The organism is Streptomyces coelicoflavus, from assembly GCF_045041415.1.
Lineage (GTDB): Bacteria > Actinomycetota > Actinomycetes > Streptomycetales > Streptomycetaceae > Streptomyces > Streptomyces coelicoflavus.
In genome coordinates this window covers 6,899,516-6,917,035 of the sequence record NZ_CP108218.1, presented here as the reverse complement: position 1 = coordinate 6,917,035, position 17,520 = coordinate 6,899,516, and the positions used below count along the sequence as shown (strand labels likewise).

At 72.3% G+C, this 17,520-nt stretch carries 17 protein-coding genes; 9 read left to right on the top strand and 8 right to left on the bottom strand.

All coding sequences use genetic code 11. The annotated features are described in order from the left end of the window. Window positions 1-20 precede the first annotated feature (20 nt). The 4 genes from OHA99_RS31090 to OHA99_RS31075 all read left to right on the top strand — a co-directional run bounded on the left by OHA99_RS31090 (window position 21) and on the right by OHA99_RS31075 (window position 3,556). Window positions 21-731 (top strand): YitT family protein, encoded by a 711-nt coding sequence (locus tag OHA99_RS31090; protein WP_405698438.1) that lies wholly within the window; start codon window positions 21-23, stop codon window positions 729-731. Beyond that, complete coding sequence (locus OHA99_RS31085) at window positions 728-1,495, top strand: glycerophosphodiester phosphodiesterase (protein WP_153180790.1); 768 nt, start codon at window positions 728-730, stop codon at window positions 1,493-1,495. The genes OHA99_RS31090 and OHA99_RS31085 overlap by 4 nt, the downstream gene beginning before the upstream one ends. A gap of 53 nt (window positions 1,496-1,548) precedes the next feature. Then, window positions 1,549-2,904 carry an MFS transporter gene (locus OHA99_RS31080; protein WP_405699021.1) on the top strand — a complete coding sequence of 452 codons (1,356 nt, stop codon included), beginning with the start codon at window positions 1,549-1,551 and terminating at the stop codon, window positions 2,902-2,904. A 277-nt stretch (window positions 2,905-3,181) separates the two neighbouring features. Then, entirely contained in the window at window positions 3,182-3,556 is a 375-nt protein-coding gene (locus OHA99_RS31075; protein WP_003977404.1) for an RNA polymerase-binding protein RbpA, read from the top strand. Window positions 3,557-3,700: 144 nt separating this feature from the next. Here OHA99_RS31075 and fxsA read toward each other — a convergent pair whose 3' ends face one another. The 4 genes from fxsA to OHA99_RS31055 form a co-directional block, all read right to left on the bottom strand. Beyond that, on the bottom strand, window positions 3,701-4,276 hold the full coding sequence (gene fxsA / locus OHA99_RS31070; RefSeq protein ID WP_366473546.1) for an FxsA family membrane protein: 576 nt from the start codon (window positions 4,274-4,276) through the stop codon (window positions 3,701-3,703). 46 nt (window positions 4,277-4,322) lie between these two features. Further along, entirely contained in the window at window positions 4,323-5,201 is an 879-nt protein-coding gene (locus OHA99_RS31065; RefSeq protein ID WP_153180789.1) for a polyprenol monophosphomannose synthase, read from the bottom strand. Window positions 5,202-5,725: 524 nt separating this feature from the next. Continuing rightward, on the bottom strand, window positions 5,726-7,330 hold the full coding sequence (locus tag OHA99_RS31060; RefSeq protein WP_366473545.1) for an amidohydrolase: 1,605 nt from the start codon (window positions 7,328-7,330) through the stop codon (window positions 5,726-5,728). Window positions 7,331-7,419: 89 nt separating this feature from the next. Then, window positions 7,420-7,860, bottom strand: a complete 441-nt coding sequence (locus OHA99_RS31055) for an Lrp/AsnC family transcriptional regulator (RefSeq protein WP_007447408.1) — start codon at window positions 7,858-7,860, stop codon at window positions 7,420-7,422. Window positions 7,861-8,137: 277 nt separating this feature from the next. Between OHA99_RS31055 and OHA99_RS31050 the strand changes: the two genes are divergently transcribed. Beyond that, window positions 8,138-8,575, top strand: coding sequence for a hypothetical protein (locus OHA99_RS31050; protein ID WP_153180787.1), 438 nt, complete (start codon window positions 8,138-8,140; stop codon window positions 8,573-8,575). A 179-nt stretch (window positions 8,576-8,754) separates the two neighbouring features. Continuing rightward, window positions 8,755-9,072, top strand: a complete 318-nt coding sequence (locus OHA99_RS31045) for a hypothetical protein (protein WP_164385482.1) — start codon at window positions 8,755-8,757, stop codon at window positions 9,070-9,072. Here the strand turns inward: OHA99_RS31045 and OHA99_RS31040 are convergent. After that, complete coding sequence (locus OHA99_RS31040) at window positions 9,035-10,207, bottom strand: acyl-CoA dehydrogenase family protein (protein WP_153180785.1); 1,173 nt, start codon at window positions 10,205-10,207, stop codon at window positions 9,035-9,037. The genes OHA99_RS31045 and OHA99_RS31040 overlap by 38 nt on opposite strands. A 366-nt stretch (window positions 10,208-10,573) precedes the next feature. Here OHA99_RS31040 and OHA99_RS31035 point away from each other — a divergent pair, with 366 nt between their 5' ends. Further along, window positions 10,574-11,839, top strand: coding sequence for a glycoside hydrolase family 18 protein (locus OHA99_RS31035; RefSeq protein WP_366473544.1), 1,266 nt, complete (start codon window positions 10,574-10,576; stop codon window positions 11,837-11,839). A 99-nt stretch (window positions 11,840-11,938) separates the two neighbouring features. Here OHA99_RS31035 and OHA99_RS31030 read toward each other — a convergent pair whose 3' ends face one another. The 3 genes from OHA99_RS31030 to OHA99_RS31020 all read right to left on the bottom strand — a co-directional run bounded on the left by OHA99_RS31030 (window position 11,939) and on the right by OHA99_RS31020 (window position 14,321). After that, window positions 11,939-12,601: a TetR/AcrR family transcriptional regulator gene (locus tag OHA99_RS31030; RefSeq protein WP_153180783.1), complete on the bottom strand. Its 663-nt coding sequence runs from the start codon at window positions 12,599-12,601 to the stop codon at window positions 11,939-11,941. Window positions 12,602-12,683: 82 nt separating this feature from the next. Continuing rightward, complete coding sequence (locus OHA99_RS31025) at window positions 12,684-12,824, bottom strand: SCO1431 family membrane protein (RefSeq protein WP_007389776.1); 141 nt, start codon at window positions 12,822-12,824, stop codon at window positions 12,684-12,686. A 111-nt stretch (window positions 12,825-12,935) separates the two neighbouring features. Further along, a complete protein-coding gene (locus OHA99_RS31020) occupies window positions 12,936-14,321 on the bottom strand; it encodes a peptidase C39 family protein (RefSeq protein ID WP_405698437.1) in 1,386 nt (461 codons plus the stop codon). 234 nt (window positions 14,322-14,555) lie between these two features. Between OHA99_RS31020 and OHA99_RS31015 the strand changes: the two genes are divergently transcribed. Both OHA99_RS31015 and OHA99_RS31010 read left to right on the top strand, forming a co-directional pair. After that, window positions 14,556-15,176: a uridine kinase gene (locus tag OHA99_RS31015; protein ID WP_381498837.1), complete on the top strand. Its 621-nt coding sequence runs from the start codon at window positions 14,556-14,558 to the stop codon at window positions 15,174-15,176. Between the two features lie 429 nt (window positions 15,177-15,605). Further along, window positions 15,606-17,462 (top strand): AAA family ATPase, encoded by a 1,857-nt coding sequence (locus OHA99_RS31010; RefSeq protein ID WP_366473542.1) that lies wholly within the window; start codon window positions 15,606-15,608, stop codon window positions 17,460-17,462. Window positions 17,463-17,520 lie beyond the last annotated feature (58 nt).

Genomic DNA, 17,520 nt, shown 5'->3' with positions numbered 1-17,520 from the left:
CACCACGGAGGGGGCACCACTTGTCCAGGCAGCCCAGGCAGCCCAGGCAGTCCCGGCCGTCCCGGCCCTCGACGCGATCCCGGCAGCCGGGCCACCTCGCCCGGCGGCTGACCCAGCTCTACGGCGGTCTCGTGCTGTACGGCGCGAGTTCCGCGCTGCTGGTCAGGTCCGGGCTCGGTCTCGAGCCGTGGAACGTGCTGCACCAGGGCCTCGCGGAGCACACCGGTCTTTCGATGGGCGTGGTGCTGACGATCGTGGGTGCGGTGGTCCTGCTGCTGTGGATACCCCTGCGCCAGCGGCCGGGCCTCGGCACGGTCTCCAACGTGCTGGTGATCGGCGCCGCGATGGACGCCACGCTGAGCGTCGTCCCGGACGCCCACGGCTGGATCCTGCGGATCGCCGCCATGGTGTCCGGCATCGTCCTGAACGGCGCGGCGACCGGTCTGTACATCGCCGCACGGTTCGGCCCGGGCCCGCGTGACGGTCTGATGACAGGGCTGAACCGGCGCACGGGGCTCTCGGTGCGCCTGGTGCGGACCGCCGTCGAGATCACCGTCGTGGTGACGGGCTTCGCCCTCGGCGGCACCGTCGGCCTCGGCACCCTGCTCTACGCCGTGTCGATCGGCCCGCTCGCCCAGGTGTTCCTGCGCGTGTTCGCCGTGCCGCCGACACCGGACGGCAGCACGGTGGTTGCCGCCGGTCGGCCCCGGCGCGCGATACTGCGTCGGTGACCACCCCGATACGCCACCCCTACCTGGACCATCCCGGCCCGATCGCCTTCGCCCACCGGGGCGGGGCGGCGGACGGCATGGAGAACACCTTGCGGCAGTTCCGCCGCGCGGTGGAGGCGGGCTACCGGTACATCGAGACCGACGTGCACGCCACGCGGGACGGCAAGCTCGTCGCCTTCCACGACGCCACCCTGGACCGGGTGACGGACGGGGCCGGGCGGATCGCCGACCTCCCGTGGGAGACCGTGCGCCACGCGCGCGTGGCGGGCGAGGAACCGGTGCCGCTGTTCGAGGAGCTCCTGGAGGCCTTTCCCGGGGTGCGCTGGAACATCGATGTGAAGGCGGAGCCCGCGCTGCGGCCCCTCCTGGAGCTGATCGAACGGCACGACGCCTGGGACCGGATCTGCGTCGGCTCGTTCTCCGAAGCGCGCGTGGTCCGCGCCCAGCGGCTGGCCGGTCCACGGCTGGCCACCTCGTACGGCACCCGTGGCGTCCTCGGTCTGCGGCTGCGCTCCTGGGGCGTACCGACCGCGCCGCGCCGCTCGGCGCTGGCCGCCCAGGTTCCCGAGGCGCAGTCGGGCGTCCGGGTGGTGGACCGCCGCTTCGTGCGCGCCGCCCACGCGCGCGGGCTGCAGGTGCACGTCTGGACGGTGAACGATCCGGACCGCATGCACCGGCTCCTGGATCTGGGAGTGGATGGCATCATGACCGATCACATCGACACACTGCGCAAGGTCATGGAGGACCGCGGCGTCTGGGTATGAGACCCGGCCGTACCCCGGGGACGGTGCGCGTGCACGGGGAAGCGAGGGCACGGGTGGGCACCGACACCCTGCGGACGGGCGCGGCCGACGGGGCCGACCCGGCGGCCGAACGGCGGCGCGAGCAGCGCGGCTGGTACTTCTACGACTGGGCGTGCTCCGTCTACTCGACGAGTGTGCTCACCGTGTTCCTGGGGCCCTACCTGACCTCGGTCGCCGAATCGGCGGCGGACGGGGACGGGTACGTCCACCCGCTGGGCATACCGGTGCGGGCCGGGTCGTTCTTCGCGTACTCGGTGTCGCTGTCCGTGATCGTGGCGGTGCTGGTGATGCCCCTGGTGGGTGCCGCCGCCGACCGTTCGGGACGCAAGAAGCCGCTCCTTGCCGCCGCCGCGTACACCGGTGCGGCCGCCACGACCTGCATGTTCTTCCTGGACGGCGACCGTTATCTGCTCGGTGGCCTGCTCCTGGTCGTGGCCAACGCGGCCCAGTCGGTCGCGATGATGCTGTACAACTCCTACCTGCCCCAGATCGCCCCGCCCGAGGAACGCGACGCGGTCTCCTCCCGCGGCTGGGCCTTCGGCTACGCGGCCGGTTCCGTGGTCCTGGTCGCCAACCTGGTGCTCTACACCGGCCACGACTCCTTCGGGCTGAGCGAGAGCGCGGCGGTGCGCATCTGCCTGGCGTCGGCGGGTCTGTGGTGGGGTGCCTTCGCGCTCATTCCGCTCCGGCGGCTGCGCGACCGGCGGGCGGTGGCCCGGGAGGCGGCGCTGCCCGGTTTCCGGCAGCTCGCGGCGACCGTCCGCGACATGCGCCGCCGCCCGCTGACGCTGGCCTTCCTGCTGGCGTACCTGGTCTACAACGACGGCATCCAGACGGTGATCTCCCAGGCCTCGGTCTACGGCTCCGAGGAACTGGACCTCGGGCAGTCCACGCTCATCGTGGCGGTGCTCCTGGTCCAGGTGCTGGCGGTGGCGGGCGCCCTGGCGCTGGGCCGGCTGGCCCGCAGGTACGGGGCCAAGCGCACCATCCTCGGGTCGCTGGTGGCCTGGACGGTGACCCTCGCGGCCGGGTACTTCCTGCCGGCCGGGGCGCCGGCGTGGTTCTTCGTGCTGGCCGCCGGGATCGGGCTCGTCCTGGGCGGCAGCCAGGCCCTGTCCCGCTCCCTGTTCTCCCACCTGGTCCCGCCGGGCAAGGAGGCCGAGTACTTCTCGGCGTACGAGCTGAGCGACCGCGGGATGAGCTGGCTGGGGCCGCTGCTCTTCGGGCTCACCTACCAGCTGACCGGGAGCTACCGGGACGCGATCATCTCGCTGGTCGTCTTCTTCGTGATCGGCTTCGCGCTCCTCACGCGGGTGCCCGTACGGCGGGCGATCGGCGACGCGGGCAACCCGGTACCCGAAAGGATTTAGCACTCGGCGCGAAAGGGCTGTAGTGTACGCGTTTGGCCTGCCAGGCGTACCGTTACTGCGCGTCAAAGGTGCCGAATCGCTATGTCACATCTGCCAGCAGAGGTGACAAACCGGACGTCGGCGGGTACTGCACTGGTTGCAAGGCTGCGGCTGCGACGGCGACGCAGGGCCCGGATCGGGAGTCGGGACGGGAATCTTTACCGCCGCCCGGACGTTGACCGGATGACGACGACAGCGACACCTGTCCTGTGGGCGACAAGCCCGGGAGGCACGATTCATGAGTGAGCGAGCTCTTCGCGGCACGCGCCTCGTGGTGACCAGCTACGAGACGGACCGCGGCATCGACCTGGCCCCGCGCCAGGCCGTGGAGTACGCATGCGAGAAGGGGCATCGATTCGAGATGCCCTTCTCGGTCGAGGCGGAGATCCCGCCGGAGTGGGAGTGCAAGGTCTGCGGGGCCCAGGCACTTCTGGTTGACGGCGACGGCCCTGAGGAGAAGAAGGCCAAGCCCGCGCGTACGCACTGGGACATGCTGATGGAGCGACGCACCCGCGAGGAGCTCGAAGAGGTCCTCGAGGAGCGGCTGGCCGTTCTGCGCTCCGGCGCGATGAACATCGCGGTGCATCCGCGTGACAGCCGCAAGAGTGCGTAGCGGGAAACCGTAGGCGACACACAACACCGAACAACCGCGGGTGCCGTACATGGATCTCATGTACGGCACCCGCGGTTTGTCGTGCGCGGGGGCCGCCGCATCGCCGACCCCGGGGATACGGGCCCCGGGCCCCGGGACCCGGGCTCAGCGCGTCAGCGGCGGACGGGGGTCCTGCGGGGTGTCGTCGGGGTCGTCCCGTATGACCTCACCCTGGACCACCTTGCCGTCCGGGCGGTGCATCCGGGCCTGGCGGAAGGCGTCGCCCAGGGTGCCCGGGCCGGCGGCGCGGAGCTTGCGCTCGACCGTCCGCTGGGCGTAGCGGCTGACGGCCTTCTGCACCGGGGGCAGCAGCATCAGCAGGCCGAGCGCGTCCGAGATCAGGCCGGGCAGGATCAGGAGCAGCCCGCCCAGCATCATCAGGCCGTTGCCCTCGCTGTTCGGACGGGCGGCCTCGGGCGGTGTGCCCGACTGCTGCTGGTTGAGCGTCTCCGTGAGATTGCGGAAGGCCCGGCGGCCCGCCGCCTTGATGACCACGGAGCCGAGGACCACGCCGACGACCAGGAGCAGGAAGACCACGAAGCCGCTGGAGGCCCCCGCGACCAGGACCAGCAGCCAGATCTCCAGCACGAGCCACGCGGCGACGCCCAGCGGCAGGAAGGTGCGCAGCCGGGAACGCGGGGGCCGGGCGGGGGACCTGGGGGTCTGAGCGCCAGTCGTCATGCTTCCAGTGTGCCTGGCCCCGGCTCAGTGCGGCATAAGGGGGCCGTCAGGCGTTGCCGTCGGGCACGTGCGTCGATGCCCTCGACTTTGTCGACTTGTCGTCAGGCGTCTCGGGTCCGCCCGGGCCCGCGTCGGGCCGCTTGTCGCGGCCCAGGACCTTGCCGACCCGCTCCCCCACGCCCCACGTCGTGACCCGCCACAGCGCCTCGACGAGGATGTCGCGGCTCATCTTGGAATCGCCGAGTTCGCGCTCGACGAACGTGATCGGCACCTCGACGACGTGGTAGCCGGCCTTGATCGCCCGACGGGCCAGGTCGACCTGGAAGCAGTAGCCCTGCGAGGCGACCTCTTCGAGGCCGAGCCCTTCGAGGGTCTCGCGGCGGAAGGCACGGTAGCCGCCGGTGATGTCGCGCAGCGGCAGGTCGAGCGCGATCCGCGAGTACATGCTGCCGCCGCGCGAGATGTACTCGCGGGACTTGGGCCAGTTCACCACCCGGCCGCCCGGCACCCAGCGGGAGCCGAGGACCAGGTCGGCACCCTTGAGGGCGGTCAGCAGGCGCGGCAGTTCCTCGGGCTGGTGGGAGCCGTCGGCGTCCATCTCGATGAGCACGCCGTACCCGTGCTCCAGCCCCCAGCGGAAGCCCGCGAGGTAGGCCGCGCCCAGCCCTTCCTTGCCCTTGCGGTGCATGACCTGCACATGGTCGTCCACGGCCGCCAGTTCGTCGGCGAGCTTGCCGGTGCCGTCGGGGCTGTTGTCGTCGGCCACGAGCACGTGTGCCTCGGGGACGGCCTCGCGCACGCGCGTGACGATCGCCTTGATGTTCTCCGCCTCGTTGTAGGTCGGGATGATCACCAGGGCCGTGCCCAGGGGGCCGAACCGCCTCTCACGTCCCGCAGCCGCGGGCGTCCCGTCGCCGTCGTTCACCGATGCCCCTTCGTGTCCGTACACAGAGGACCACCATAATCGCCGCGGCCTGCGTCGACGTGACAGGACGGCCGTCCGGTGGTGTCGTTTCCCCGGAAGCGGGGTAAGGATGGCCGATTCGGGTCGTTGTGCGACGGATGGGGGCCCGGCGCCCTTCGGGCCGGCCCGGGACCCGCCGGCTGCGGGTCGACCTGAGCCGTTGTCTACTGAGCGCCCGGGCCCCACCCGGGTCACACCTCCCGACCGGCCGGAACGTTCCCTCGTCGCGGTGCGGGCACTGAGCCTGGCTCCCAGTGACGGTGCCCCGGTGCGGCACACCGTCCCTGACTCAGCGGCGCCGCGACGCTTGTGCGGAAGATTCCCCGGTCGGGCGTCCGGTGGTGGACTCCGCCGAACCTACCGGCCCCCGGCCGTCGCCTGTCAACAGCCGTTCGACCTGCACCTTTACCGTCAATGCGCAGGTCAGCGCGGAGGCGAGGCAGGTCGTGGCCGCGCGAAGATCATCGCCCCGTCGGCCGTGGAGATCACTCGCCCGGCCGTACGAAGACGGTCCGGCCGCCCACCACGGTACGCAGGCAGACGGGCAGGTCCCGGCGGGGGGTGAGGTCGGGCAGGCCGGGCGTGCCCGAGCGCGGGTCGGTCGACCAGCGGGCCACCCGGTCGTCCGGAGCCTGGACCACGAGGTCGCCGGTACGCCAGACGGCGTAGTCCGCGGGCACGCCGGGCACCAGGACGCCCGCGTCGTCGCGGCCGATCGCCCGCCAGCCGCCGCGCGTGTGCGCCGTGAACGCCGCGCGGACGGAGACGCGGTGCTCCGGCGTGTGGTGGAAGGCGGCGGCCCGGACCGTGCCCCAGGGGTCGAGGGGGGTGACCGGGCTGTCGGAGCCGAAGGCGAGCGGCACACCGGCGCGCAGCAGGGCCGCGTAGGGATTGAGCGTGCGGGCCCGCTCGGTGCCCAGGCGCTGGGCGTACATGCCGTCCTCGCCGCCCCAGAGCGCGTCGAAGGCGGGCTGGACGGAGGCGGTCAGGCCCAGCTCGGCGAAGGCCGCGACGGTCTCCGGCGTGAGCATCTCGGCGTGCTCGATCCGGTGGCGGGCGGCGCGGACGCGGGCGAGACCGATCTTGTCGGCGGCGGCACGCACTCCCTCGACGACGGCGCTCACGGCGGCGTCGCCGATGGCGTGGAAGCCCGCCTGGAGGCCGGCCTCGGTGCACGCGACGACGTGGGCGGCGACGGCGGCGGCGTCCAGGTGGGCGGTGCCGGTGTGGTCCGCGTCGGCGTAGGGCTGGTGCAGGCAGGCGGTGTGCGAGCCGAGGGAGCCGTCGACGAAGAGGTCGCCGGCCGCCCCGACGGCTCCCAGCTCCCGTGCCTTGTCGACGTCCTGTTCGGCCCAGTAGCCGATCACCCTCGGTCCGGGTTCCCCCGCGGACAGGCGCAGCAGACCGGTGAGGTCGTCCTCCGATGAGATGTCCGGCCCTGCGCATTCGTGAACGGTTCCGATGCCGAGGGAGGCGGCGTGCGCGAGGGCGGCGCGCTGGGCCCCGGCGCGCTGGGCCGGGGTGACGGCCCCGAGGGCGGCGGCGCGTACGGCGTGGTGGGCGTCGCCGGTGAGCGGGCCGTCCCCGCGTGCGAGGTCACCGGGCGCCAGGTCGAGCAGGGCGGTGGTGACGACGGCCGAGTGGACGTCGATCCGGCTGAGGTAGAGGGGACGGCCGCCGGTCGCGGCGTCCAGTTCCGCGCGCGTGGGGGGCTGCCCGTCGGGCCAGCGGGCGGCGTCCCAGCCGTGGCCGAGGAGCACCCGGTCGTCCGGGCGGGCGGCGGCGAAGTCCCGTACGAGGGCGAGGGCCGCCTCGCGGGTGGGGGCGCCGGTCAGGTCGAGGCCGGTGAGGGCGAGTCCCGTGGCGGTGGTGTGCACATGTGCGTCGGTGAACGCGGGGGTGACGAGCGCGCCGTCCAGGTCGATCACCTCGTCGACCCCGTCCGCGAAGGCGTCCGCGGCGCCCTCCGAGCCGACCCAGGCGACCTGGCCGCGCTCGACGACCATGGCCGTGGCGAAGGGGTCGGCGGGACTGTGGACCTCGCCGCGGCGCAGCAGGACGGTCGTGGACGGGGTGGTGGACTCACTCATGGGCACCAGTCTCGCCCCTCACGGGCCCCGCCCGGCAGCCGGGGCGGCCGGGGAGCGGGCCGGGACCCGGCCCTCCCTCGCGGCGCCCGTCAGATCCGCGGCGGCCGGGACTCGTAAGGGGTCGACAGGACCACGGTGGTGCGGGTGGAGACACCGGCCAGGGAGCGGACCCGTGCGAGCAGTTCCTCCAGCTCGTGCGGGGTGGCCACGCGGACCTTGAGGATGTAGTTCTCGTCGCCCGCGACGCTGTGGCAGGCCTCGATCTCGGGGACACCGGCGAGGCGGTCCGCGATGTCGTCGGGGGCGCTGGGGTCGAACGGTTTCACCGAGATGAAGGCGGTCATCGGCAGCCCGACGGACTCCGGGTCGACGACCGCGGCGTAACCCCGGATGACGCCACGCTGCTCCAGCCGCCGCACCCGCTGGTGCACGGCCGAGGTGGACAGGCCCGTGGCCTTGCCCAGGTCGGTGTAGCTCATCCGCCCGTCCTTGACGAGCAGCTGCACGATCTGTCGGTCCAGCTCCTCCATGGCGCAAGAACCTACAGTGCCGCTGATCTCCCCGGATAGCCGAGCAGTCCAGGTCATGCCCCGTTCGTGATGTCACGGGGGCCCGACGGGGGGCCGGGGCCGCTGCCGGGCGGGACAAATCCCCCGCACGGGGCATCTGCGAGCGGCATGTGACGAAGACCACACTGGTTGAACGGTCTCCGTAATGTTCCCGTGATTACCCCGGAGGGGGGACGGGAAGTGCTTGCTGTGGTCGAGGCCGCAGTGCCGTCACGGCCCAGCCCGAGGGGGAGATCCCATGCAGAGTCTTAAGCGCCCTGGTCGTACCGCGTCCAAGCGGCAGCAGCCGGTTGTCGAGCCCGTATCGGAGGGCGTCGAACCGGACGCCTTCGACGACGAGGAACTCGACACGTACGACACCTACGAGATGTACCGGGTGGTCTGCCCGGACTGCGCGCAGCCCATCGCGCTGCTGGCGGACGAGGAGAAGCTGCCGGAGCACGCGCTGTGTGCCTCGCCGTGGAACCCGTTCGGGCTCACAGTCTGCGCCGGCACCGGCCGCCGGGCCAACGAGGCGCGTCCGGCGGACGAGTCGCTCCGGCCCCACGAGCAGGACACCGCCCTGCTGTTGACGCTCCCCCGGGGCCTCGACTGGCGCACCCAGCCCTTCTCCCACGTCGGCGGCCCGGGCTCGCGCCCGATGCGGGTGCCGACGATGCGGCGCGAAGCGGCCTGAGGCGGCGGAACCGGCCCGCGTCACCTTGCTCCGGCGCCGTGACGCGGGTGGGGGCGACGGGGCCCGGCGAGGGGCGTCGGGCCGGGTCCGGCAACCGGTGTTCGCCCGTGGGCACCCGCGAACTCACGCTCGAATACGCCCGCCGGTGACCTGTGCGCGGTTCGCCGCGTTGCCCCGGTATGACCCCCACGTACTCGTCGGCCGGAAGCCGGCGCCGCGTGTTCGTACCGGTGCCTGCGGGGCCGGTGCCCCCGGCCCCGCAGGTCCCGGACCCGCCGATCTACCGTGAGCTGATGCGGACCTGGGCCGACGGCGGCCGCACCCTGCCGGGGCGCCACGACCCCGAGTGGGTGCGGCTCGCGGAGCCCCCGCGCGGGCTCGGTGACTTCTTCGCCTCGGGCGACTTCTTCACCACCGGCGACTTCCGGGTCGGCAGCGGCTTCGCCGTCGCCGCCGACCTCACCGCTCCTCGGGACCCGCGAGGTGACGGGCGATGACCATGCGCTGGATCTGGTTGGTGCCCTCGACGATCTGGAGCACCTTGGCCTCGCGCATGTAGCGCTCGGCCGGGAAGTCGGCGGTGTAGCCGTACCCGCCGAGGACCTGCACGGCATCGGTGGTGACCCGCATCGCCGTGTCGGTGCAGTGCAGCTTGGCCATGGCCGCCTGCTTGGCGAACGGCAGTCCGGCGTCGCGCAGCCGGGCCGCCGTCAGGTACAGCGCGCGGCCGGCCTCGATCTGCGTCGCCATGTCGGCGAGCATGAAGCGCAGCCCCTGGAAGTCGGCGATCGGCTTGCCGAACTGCCGCCGCTCGGCCGCGTAGGACACCGCCTCGTCCAGGGCCGCCTGGGCGACGCCGATCGCGCAGGCGGCGATGCCGAGCCGGCCGGATTCGAGCGCGGACAGGGCGATCGCGAAGCCCTGCCCCTCGTCGCCGATGCGGCGGGCGTCGGGCACCCGCACACCGTCGAGGTGGACCTGCGCGGTGGGCGAGCCCTTGAGCCCCATCTTCTTCTCCGGCACCGCGGCACTCAGGCCCTCGGCGTCGCCGGGCACCAGGAAGGCGGTGATGCCGCGCGGCCCGTCCTCGCCCGTGCGCGCCATGACGGTGCAGAAGTCGGCGATGCCGCCGTGCGTGATCCACGCCTTGGTGCCGGTGATCACCCAGTCGTCGCCCTCGCGCACGGCCTTGGTGCGCAGTGAGGCGGCGTCGGAGCCGGAGGCGGGTTCGGAAAGGCAGTAGGCGCCGAGCAGACCGCCGCCGAGCATCGCGGGCAGGTGCTCGGTCTGCTGCTCCTTGGTGCCGTAGGTGGCGAGCGCGTAGGAGGCGAGCGTGTGCACGCTGACGCCGAGGCCCACGGTGAGCCGGGCCGCGGCCAGTTCCTCGAGGACCTGGAGATAGACCTCGTACGGCTGCTCCCCGCCGCCGAACTCGGCGTCGTAGGGCAGTCCGAGGAGACCGGAGTCGGACAGGAGGGTGAAGACCTCGCGCGGGAAGCGTCCGGCGTCCTCCCCCTCGGCCGCGCTCGGGATGATCTCACGCTGCGCGATGTCGCGGACGAGCGAGATCAGGTCCCGTGCCTCGTCCGTGGGCAGTTGCCGGTCCACCGGTTGCGGGGCGCGGTCGGGCATGGCGACGCTCTCCTCCCTGTCGGGCACATCGGCGGACGTACGCCTTGGGTGGAGGCGGCTCCGCCGGTCGTTCGGGCCTGGCCGATGCTCGCACTCCCGGGTCGCGGAAGCGGCTGACCAGCGGCTGTGCGCTGTGAGTATGCCCGATCGGAGGCACGGAGTCACCAGTTAACGACCGCTTACTCAAAGAATTCGGAGAATGACCCGGGCCGGGCCCCGGGGTCCGGGATTCCGGCTCCGGAAATCAAGAATGGTCCGAACCATTGACCGCACTGGTCTAGTCCTCCTACGGTGACAAACCGAACGTGTTACCGCGTTCATGCCAATCGGCGCGCGTTCCCTCTTCCCCCCACGAGGAGACACCCGATGCACGTCCCGCACCTCCCCCGCGTCCGCCCCACCCGGACGCTCCTCTCCGCCCTGTGCACCGCCGCCCTCGGCGCCGGGCTGCTGGCCGGCGCCGGACCGGCCACGGCCACCGCCGCGGCGCCCGCCGCACCGGCCGAGGCACCCGCCGCGCAGGCCGCGGCCGGATCCAAGGTCGTCGGCTACTTCACCGAATGGGGCGTCTACGACCGCGACTACCACGTCAAGAACATCGAGTCGTCGGGCTCCGCCGGCGAACTCACCCACATCAACTACTCGTTCGGCAACGTCACCGGCGGAAAGTGCGCCATGGGCGACGCCTACGCGGCGACCGACCGGGCCTACACCGCGGCCGAATCCGTCGACGGCGTCGCCGACACCTGGGACCAGCCGCTGCGCGGCAACTTCAACCAGCTGCTCAAGCTGAAAAAGAAGCACCCCGACCTGAAGATCCTGTGGTCCTTCGGCGGCTGGACCTGGTCCGGCGGCTTCGCGCAGGCCGCGCAGAACCCGGAGGCGTTCGCCCAGTCCTGCTACGACCTGGTCGAGAACTCGAAGTGGGCCGACGTCTTCGACGGCATCGACATCGACTGGGAGTACCCGAACGCCTGCGGCCTGAGCTGCGACACCAGCGGCCGCGAGGCCTTCCCGAAGCTGATGGGCGCCCTGCGCGCCAAGTTCGGCCAGGACTACCTGGTCACCGCGGCGATCACGGCCGACGCCACCTCCGGCGGCAAGATCGACGCGGCGGACTACGCCGGGGCCGCGCAGTACGTCGACTGGTACAACCCGATGACGTACGACTTCTTCGGCGCCTGGGACGCCACCGGGCCGACCGCCCCGCACTCGCCGCTGACCTCGTACTCCGGCATCCCGAAGGAGGACTTCCACACCTCGGCGACGATCGCGAAGCTCAAGGGGCTCGGCATTCCCTCCTCGAAGCTCCTGCTCGGTCTCGGCTTCTACGGCCGCGGCTGGACCGGCGTCACCCAGTCGGAACCGGGCGGCACCGCGACCGGCCCGGCCAAGGGCACCTACGAGAACGGCATCGAGGACTACAAGGTGCTGAAGACCAGTTGCCCGGCGACCGGCACGGTGGGCGGTACCGCCTACGCCAAGTGCGGTGACGACTGGTGGAGTTACGACACTCCGGCGACCATCGCCACCAAGATGGCCTACAAGAACGAACAGGGCCTGGGCGGCACCTTCTTCTGGGAGCTGAGCGGCGACACCGCGAACGGTGAGCTGATCAAGGCGATCGACTGAACCACCCGGCGCGCACGGGGGGCGGAGGGGCGGAGACCGGCTCGGGTCTCCGCCCCTCCGTCGGGCGTCTGGGTCGGGCGTCTGTGCCGGGCCCCTGCGTCAGACGCCGTCGCGGCGTGCCGGGGCCGGGGCCGGGCAGGCCGGGTCCAGTTCCTCGATGGCGCGCAGCGTGCCGCCGAGCGACCTCACCAGCAGTTCGCGCATGGTCTCGCGGGGCAGCTCCGGCCGGCCGATCCAGTCCAGGGTGGCGCCCTCGACGCTGCACACCCAGGCGAGCAGGCCCATGCGGGCGAGCGGCCCGATGTCCGAGCGGCCGTACGCCCCTTCGGCGATGGTGACGACGATCGCCTCGCGCACCCCGTCCCGGATGGCGTGCACCTCGGCGTCGAAGCCGACGCCGCCGCTGACGATGGTGCGGTAGGCGGCCTGGTTGTGCTCGGCGTAGCGCAGATAGCCGTCGATGGTGCGGTGGACGCGGTCCACCTGCGGCAGTTCGGTGCCGCGCGCCGCGGTCGTGACCAGGTCGGTGACGGAGTCCTGGACGATCGCCAGGTAGTAGCCCCGCTTGGACTGGAAGTAGTAGTAGATCAGCCCCTTGGCCACATGCGCCTGGCGGGCGATGTCGTCCATCGAGAGCGCGTCGTAGGACGTGTCGGCGAACAACCTCCGCCCGATGGCGATGAGTTCGGCACGGCGTGCCGCCGAGCGCTCGGTGCCGCGCGCCCGGGGACGGGTGTCGGCAGGTTGTTGACTGATATTCAATTTCGACCCTGGTCTCCTACGGGCGGCGGGACATCCGCAGTATGGCAGGTCGGGTCGTGGGGCAGGTCACACGCGGGTCACGTCACAGGAGGCCCAGCTGGACCACGAGCATCGCGACGACCACGACGAGGGTCCAGCCCATGACGTGTTCGAGGATCTTCGGCCCGTCGTCCTTGGGGCCGCCGGTGCGGACGCGGGCGGCGGCTGCGGTGTGTGCGGTCATGGCTTCTCGCTGCTCTCGGGCTTCGACTTGGGCGGAGTCCCCCCGCTCACGGTGTCCACCTTGCCACCGTGAGCGGCTTTTGCGGCCGAGAGCTTGGTCACAGCGTGCCGGTCAGCGCACGCCCACCGCCGCGAGGGCCTTGCGCTGCCGCGGGCCGGGGTGGGCCGGGAAGTACAGGTAGCAGACGCCGCCGGTGCCGGAGACGACCTTGCCACTGGCGTTGTACCGCTTCGTCCGCAGCCAGATGTTCTCCCACTCGCGCCGGTCGTAGACGCGGCGGACGGCGTCGTTGTCGTCCGAGGCCGGGTCGTTGGCGATCACGTCGCCTTCGGCGGTGAAGCCGATCACCGTCATCAGGTGGCCCGAGGTGCCGTAGCCCGACCCGGTCAGCTCCTCCTCCAGGAACGACTGGGACGTGATGGCCGGGATGCCGGCCGCGATCAGCGTCTCCAGGTCGGTGAGGGAGCCGAGGCGGGTCACCACACCCTGGAGAGCCTTGAAGGTGGCGGCGTACGCGGCGTTGAAGGGCCAGTTGCCGCAGCCCTCGTACTGGTAGTCGTACGTGTAGCGGGCGGCGTGGCAGACCTGCGGGTCGGCGTAGGACGGGTCGACCCAGGCGAGTTGCTCCTCGGTGAGGCGGCCGCCCCAGTACTCGATGATCATCTGCGAGGAGGTGGGGCTGCACCAGGCCTCGCCGCCGTTGTCGTACTCGGGGTACTGGCCCTTGTGGATCTCCTGCGAGTGGCGCGGGACCCGCAGTTCCCCGGCGTGGCGCGGGGTGGAGGCCGGGACGGTGAAGCGGTCGGGGACATCGGAGCCCATCGCGCCGAGCCGCCAGACGGTGGGCGTGGCGCGCGTGCCGGGGCGGCGGTGGAGGGTGAGCCGGAGCCGGTAGGAGGTCAGGCGCAGGCCGGTGGAGGCGTCGTCGATCGAGAAGGTGTCGGTCCAGATGCTGCTTCTGCCGTCGCTCTGGTCGTCGACCGAGGTCCGCCTGATGTCCTGTTCGCCGTCGCCGGCCGTCCAGCGGCCCATCACGTACCAGGGCGTGTCCGTGCCGTCGGAGTAGGCACCCTTCAGCTCGACCTGGATCCAGGTGCCGCTCGGCGTGTGCGCGTTCCAGGAGGCGATGACCTCCGTCGAGGGCACCGGGAGCCGGTGGACGGGTGAGGTCCAGGTCGCGTACTCCCAGGCGGCCGTGGTGCCGGTGTGCGGGTCGGTGTAGTCGGTGGTGCCGGCCGGGGCGCCGATCACGACGCCGGGGCGGGCACCCGCGACCGGGCGGACCCCCTGGGCGGTCCCTTGCCGCCAGTCCCGGAACGTGGTCCAGGCGTGGTAGTCGACCGGTCGCCGGGGGGCGGCCCGGCCGGGGCCCGTGGCACCGCCGCCGGCGGCGGGCGCGGCCTGTGCGGTGGCCGGGATCGCTCCGCCCGCCACGGCGGCCGCCGCGACGGCCGCGGCCAGGAGGGTTCTGCGGGACGGCTGTTCGACTCTGCTCATGGGCGGGAGACCCCCAGGTGTCCGGGTCGGGCGGGTCCGTCGTTGCACGTTCGTGCGCCAACTATGGCCGCAGGCGCCCGCTCCTGCCAGCACTTCCACGCACGCCACGCCACCAATATTGGTGTCTACCAGTGACGGGGGCGGGGGGTGCGGAAGCCGTGGCGCCGGAGCCCGGGACCCGGGTGGCTAGAGTGCGAGTGAACGTGTCCACCCCTCCCGCCCACAGGATCCGCCATCCTCGATCTCGCAGCCCGGCTCCGCCGGCTTCCCCCCTCCTGCGGGCCCGTGCGCCTCGTCGGCGTCGACGGACACGCCGGGTCCGGGAAGTCCACGTTCGCCGGGCGGCTGGCGGCCGGGCTGGACGGCGCACCGGTGCTGCGTCTCGACGACATCGCCAGTCACGACGAGCTGTTCGACTGGACCGCACGGCTGCTCGGCCAGGTGATCGAGCCCCTGCGGCGCGGTGCGACCGCGCACTACGCGCCGTACGACTGGCGGACCCGGCGTTTTGGGGCTACGCGCCCGCTGGCGCCCGCTCCGGTGATCCTCGTCGAGGGGGTCGGCGCGGGCCGCGCGGCACTGCGGCCGCACCTTGCCGGACTGCTCTGGATGGACCTGCCGCCGGAGCAGGCGTGGGCCCGCGGACGGGCGCGCGACGGAGCGGAACAGCGGACGTTCTGGGACGGGTGGATCCCGGCCGAGCGCCGGCACTTCGCCGAGGACCCCTCGCGCCCCTTCGCGCACCTTCTGGTGCGACAGCGCGAACAGGGGTACGAGGTGCTGCCGGGGCCCGCGGGAACCGCCACCGGAGCCCACTTCCTCACACAGAGTGACGGACCGTCCGCGATGTGTTGAACACGTGAAGATCGCATCCCGGCAACGCGCCGACGTGCCCCAACTTCGCTTGACCCAAGGGCCGTACAGGTCTTACGTTCTGGATGTGCGGCAGTTCGAAGCCGCCCGCAGACGCGAAGCCCCCGGTTGTTCCCCCGTGATCGGGGGCTTCGTTCTGCCCCGAGCACGCTTTCCGGCTTGCTGCGCGGCGCCACACGATCACCCTGGGTCACTGACCGGCCGTGCGCCCCGCCGTTCCGACCTCGTGGAACGGTCCCTCCCGCACCCTTCGGAGGAAAGACCGCCGCGGGTACGATGCCTTCGGTGCGGGCTACCGGAGATTGCCGCACGCACCTGCAACTCCGGTCCGCGGCGCAGCCGTTGACCGAGGCGGCCGGCGGGCGACGGCTCGGCGGCTTACCGACGGGGGCACGGTAGGTGGGGGACGCGATGGACTTCGGCACGCAGGGCCCACAGGCCCCGGCCGAACTCGCCTGGCTGCGCGGCGTGGACGCCTACACCATGGGGGCCTACCCGCAGGCGGAGGAGGAGTTCCGGGCGGCGGTGCGGATCGATCCCGCGATGGCCGACGGGTGGCTGGGACTGCACGCCCTGCGCGTCGACACCACCACCGCACTCCTGCGAATGTTCCGCAACCGCGACCGCTTCGGCGAGCAGCGGGCCCGCCATCGCCGCACCCTCAACTCCTGGTACTGGCTGGGCTGGTGGGTGCAGCCCGTGCTGGAGAACCCCCGCGACCTGCTGCTGGCGCACGCCTCGCACTGGCTGGACGGCCGGCACGTCCCGGAGCTGGACCGCGCGCTGGCCGGGCTGCCGCCGGTGGACTCCGACCCCCAGGTCCGCTTCCTGCACGCCTGCCGCGCCTACCTCGTCAAGGACTGGGAGCAGCTCGTCCGGCACACCGACCCGCTGCTCGGCGACCCCTTACTGGGCATCGAGGCCGGCCTGTTCAGCGGCATGGCGCGGGTCCGCCTGGAGATGTTCGGGCAGGCCGAGCCGCTCCTCTCGGCGGCCCTGATGCGGTGCCGCAGCGAGCAACCGCAGCGCAAGGAGCTGCGTTACTGGCTGGCCCGGGCCCACGAGGGCACCGGGCGCAGCGCCGCCGCGCTCCCGCTGTACCGGGCCGTGCACCGCGTCGACCCCGCCTTCATGGACACCTCGGCCCGGCTGGCGGCGATCGCCGAGGGCGACGGCTACGACGATCCGGCCGACCTCGCGGGACTCGCGCAGTCCGGTGCGGGGACGGACGGCCTGGACGGCCTCGACCCCCTCTTCGACACCGAGGAGCGCGGCGTCAAGCTCTCCGCGCCCGAGCCCCCACTGTCCACCCCGCTGCCCCCACTCGGCGGACCGCCGGTGCGTGAGAAAGCGGGCGGCGCCGACCCGTCCCTGCCCAGCGGGCCCACCGATCCGGCACTGCTGGAGGAGGCGCTCGCCGAGCTGGAGCGGATGGTGGGCCTCGAACCGGTGAAACGGCAGGTCAAGGCGCTGTCCGCGCAGCTGAACATGGCGCGGCTGCGGGCCGGGCAGGGCCTGCCGGTGCAGCCGCCCAAACGTCACTTCGTCTTCTCCGGCCCCTCCGGCACCGGCAAGACCACCGTGGCCCGCATCCTGGGCCGCGTCTTCTACGCCCTCGGGCTGCTCGGCGGCGACCACCTGGTGGAGGCGCAGCGGGCCGACCTCGTCGGTGAGTACCTGGGCCAGACCGCCGTGAAGGCGAACGAGCTGATCGACTCCGCGCTCGGGGGTGTCCTCTTCGTCGACGAGGCGTACTCCCTGTCCAACTCCGGGTACGGCAAGGGCGACGCGTATGGCGACGAGGCGCTCCAGGTGCTGCTGAAGCGGGCCGAGGACAACCGGGACCACCTGGTGGTGATCCTGGCCGGCTACCCGGAGGGCATGGACCGGCTGCTGGGCGCCAATCCCGGACTCTCGTCGCGCTTCACGACGCGGGTGGACTTTCCGTCGTACCGGCCGCTGGAGCTGACCTCGATCGGGGAGGTGCTCGCGGCGGAGAACGGGGACGTGTGGGACGAGGAGGCGCTGGACGAACTGCGGTCGGTCGCGGGGCACGTGGTGGACCAGGGGTGGATCGACGAGTTGGGGAACGGGCGGTTCCTGCGGACGCTGTACGAGAAGAGCTGTGCGTACCGGGATCTGCGGTTGTCCGTGTATCCGGGGGTGTTGAGCCGGGACGATCTGGCGACGTTGCGGTTGCCGGATCTGATGCAGGCGTATGGGGAGGTGCTGTCGGGGCGGGGGCCGGCGGGTCCGTCGGCCGTGTAGGTGCTGAGCCTCGGTGCGGGGGGGTGCGCAGCCCGGCGTTGCGGGGTGCCGCTGCGCC

Bases quoted from the DNA above. Each gene is read 5' to 3' on its own strand.
- OHA99_RS31075 (WP_003977404.1), top strand. From the start codon at position 3,182: ATGAGTGAGCGAGCTCTTCGCGGCACGCGCCTCGTGGTGACCAGCTAC.
- fxsA (WP_366473546.1), bottom strand. From the start codon at position 4,276: ATGACGACTGGCGCTCAGACCCCCAGGTCCCCCGCCCGGCCCCCGCGT.
- OHA99_RS31060 (WP_366473545.1), bottom strand. From the start codon at position 7,330: ATGAGTGAGTCCACCACCCCGTCCACGACCGTCCTGCTGCGCCGCGGC.
- OHA99_RS31055 (WP_007447408.1), bottom strand. From the start codon at position 7,860: ATGGAGGAGCTGGACCGACAGATCGTGCAGCTGCTCGTCAAGGACGGG.
- OHA99_RS31050 (WP_153180787.1), top strand. From the start codon at position 8,138: ATGCAGAGTCTTAAGCGCCCTGGTCGTACCGCGTCCAAGCGGCAGCAG.
- OHA99_RS31045 (WP_164385482.1), top strand. From the start codon at position 8,755: ATGACCCCCACGTACTCGTCGGCCGGAAGCCGGCGCCGCGTGTTCGTA.
- OHA99_RS31040 (WP_153180785.1), bottom strand. From the start codon at position 10,207: ATGCCCGACCGCGCCCCGCAACCGGTGGACCGGCAACTGCCCACGGAC.
- OHA99_RS31035 (WP_366473544.1), top strand. From the start codon at position 10,574: ATGCACGTCCCGCACCTCCCCCGCGTCCGCCCCACCCGGACGCTCCTC.
- OHA99_RS31025 (WP_007389776.1), bottom strand. From the start codon at position 12,824: ATGACCGCACACACCGCAGCCGCCGCCCGCGTCCGCACCGGCGGCCCC.
- OHA99_RS31020 (WP_405698437.1), bottom strand. From the start codon at position 14,321: ATGAGCAGAGTCGAACAGCCGTCCCGCAGAACCCTCCTGGCCGCGGCC.
- OHA99_RS31010 (WP_366473542.1), top strand. From the start codon at position 15,606: ATGGACTTCGGCACGCAGGGCCCACAGGCCCCGGCCGAACTCGCCTGG.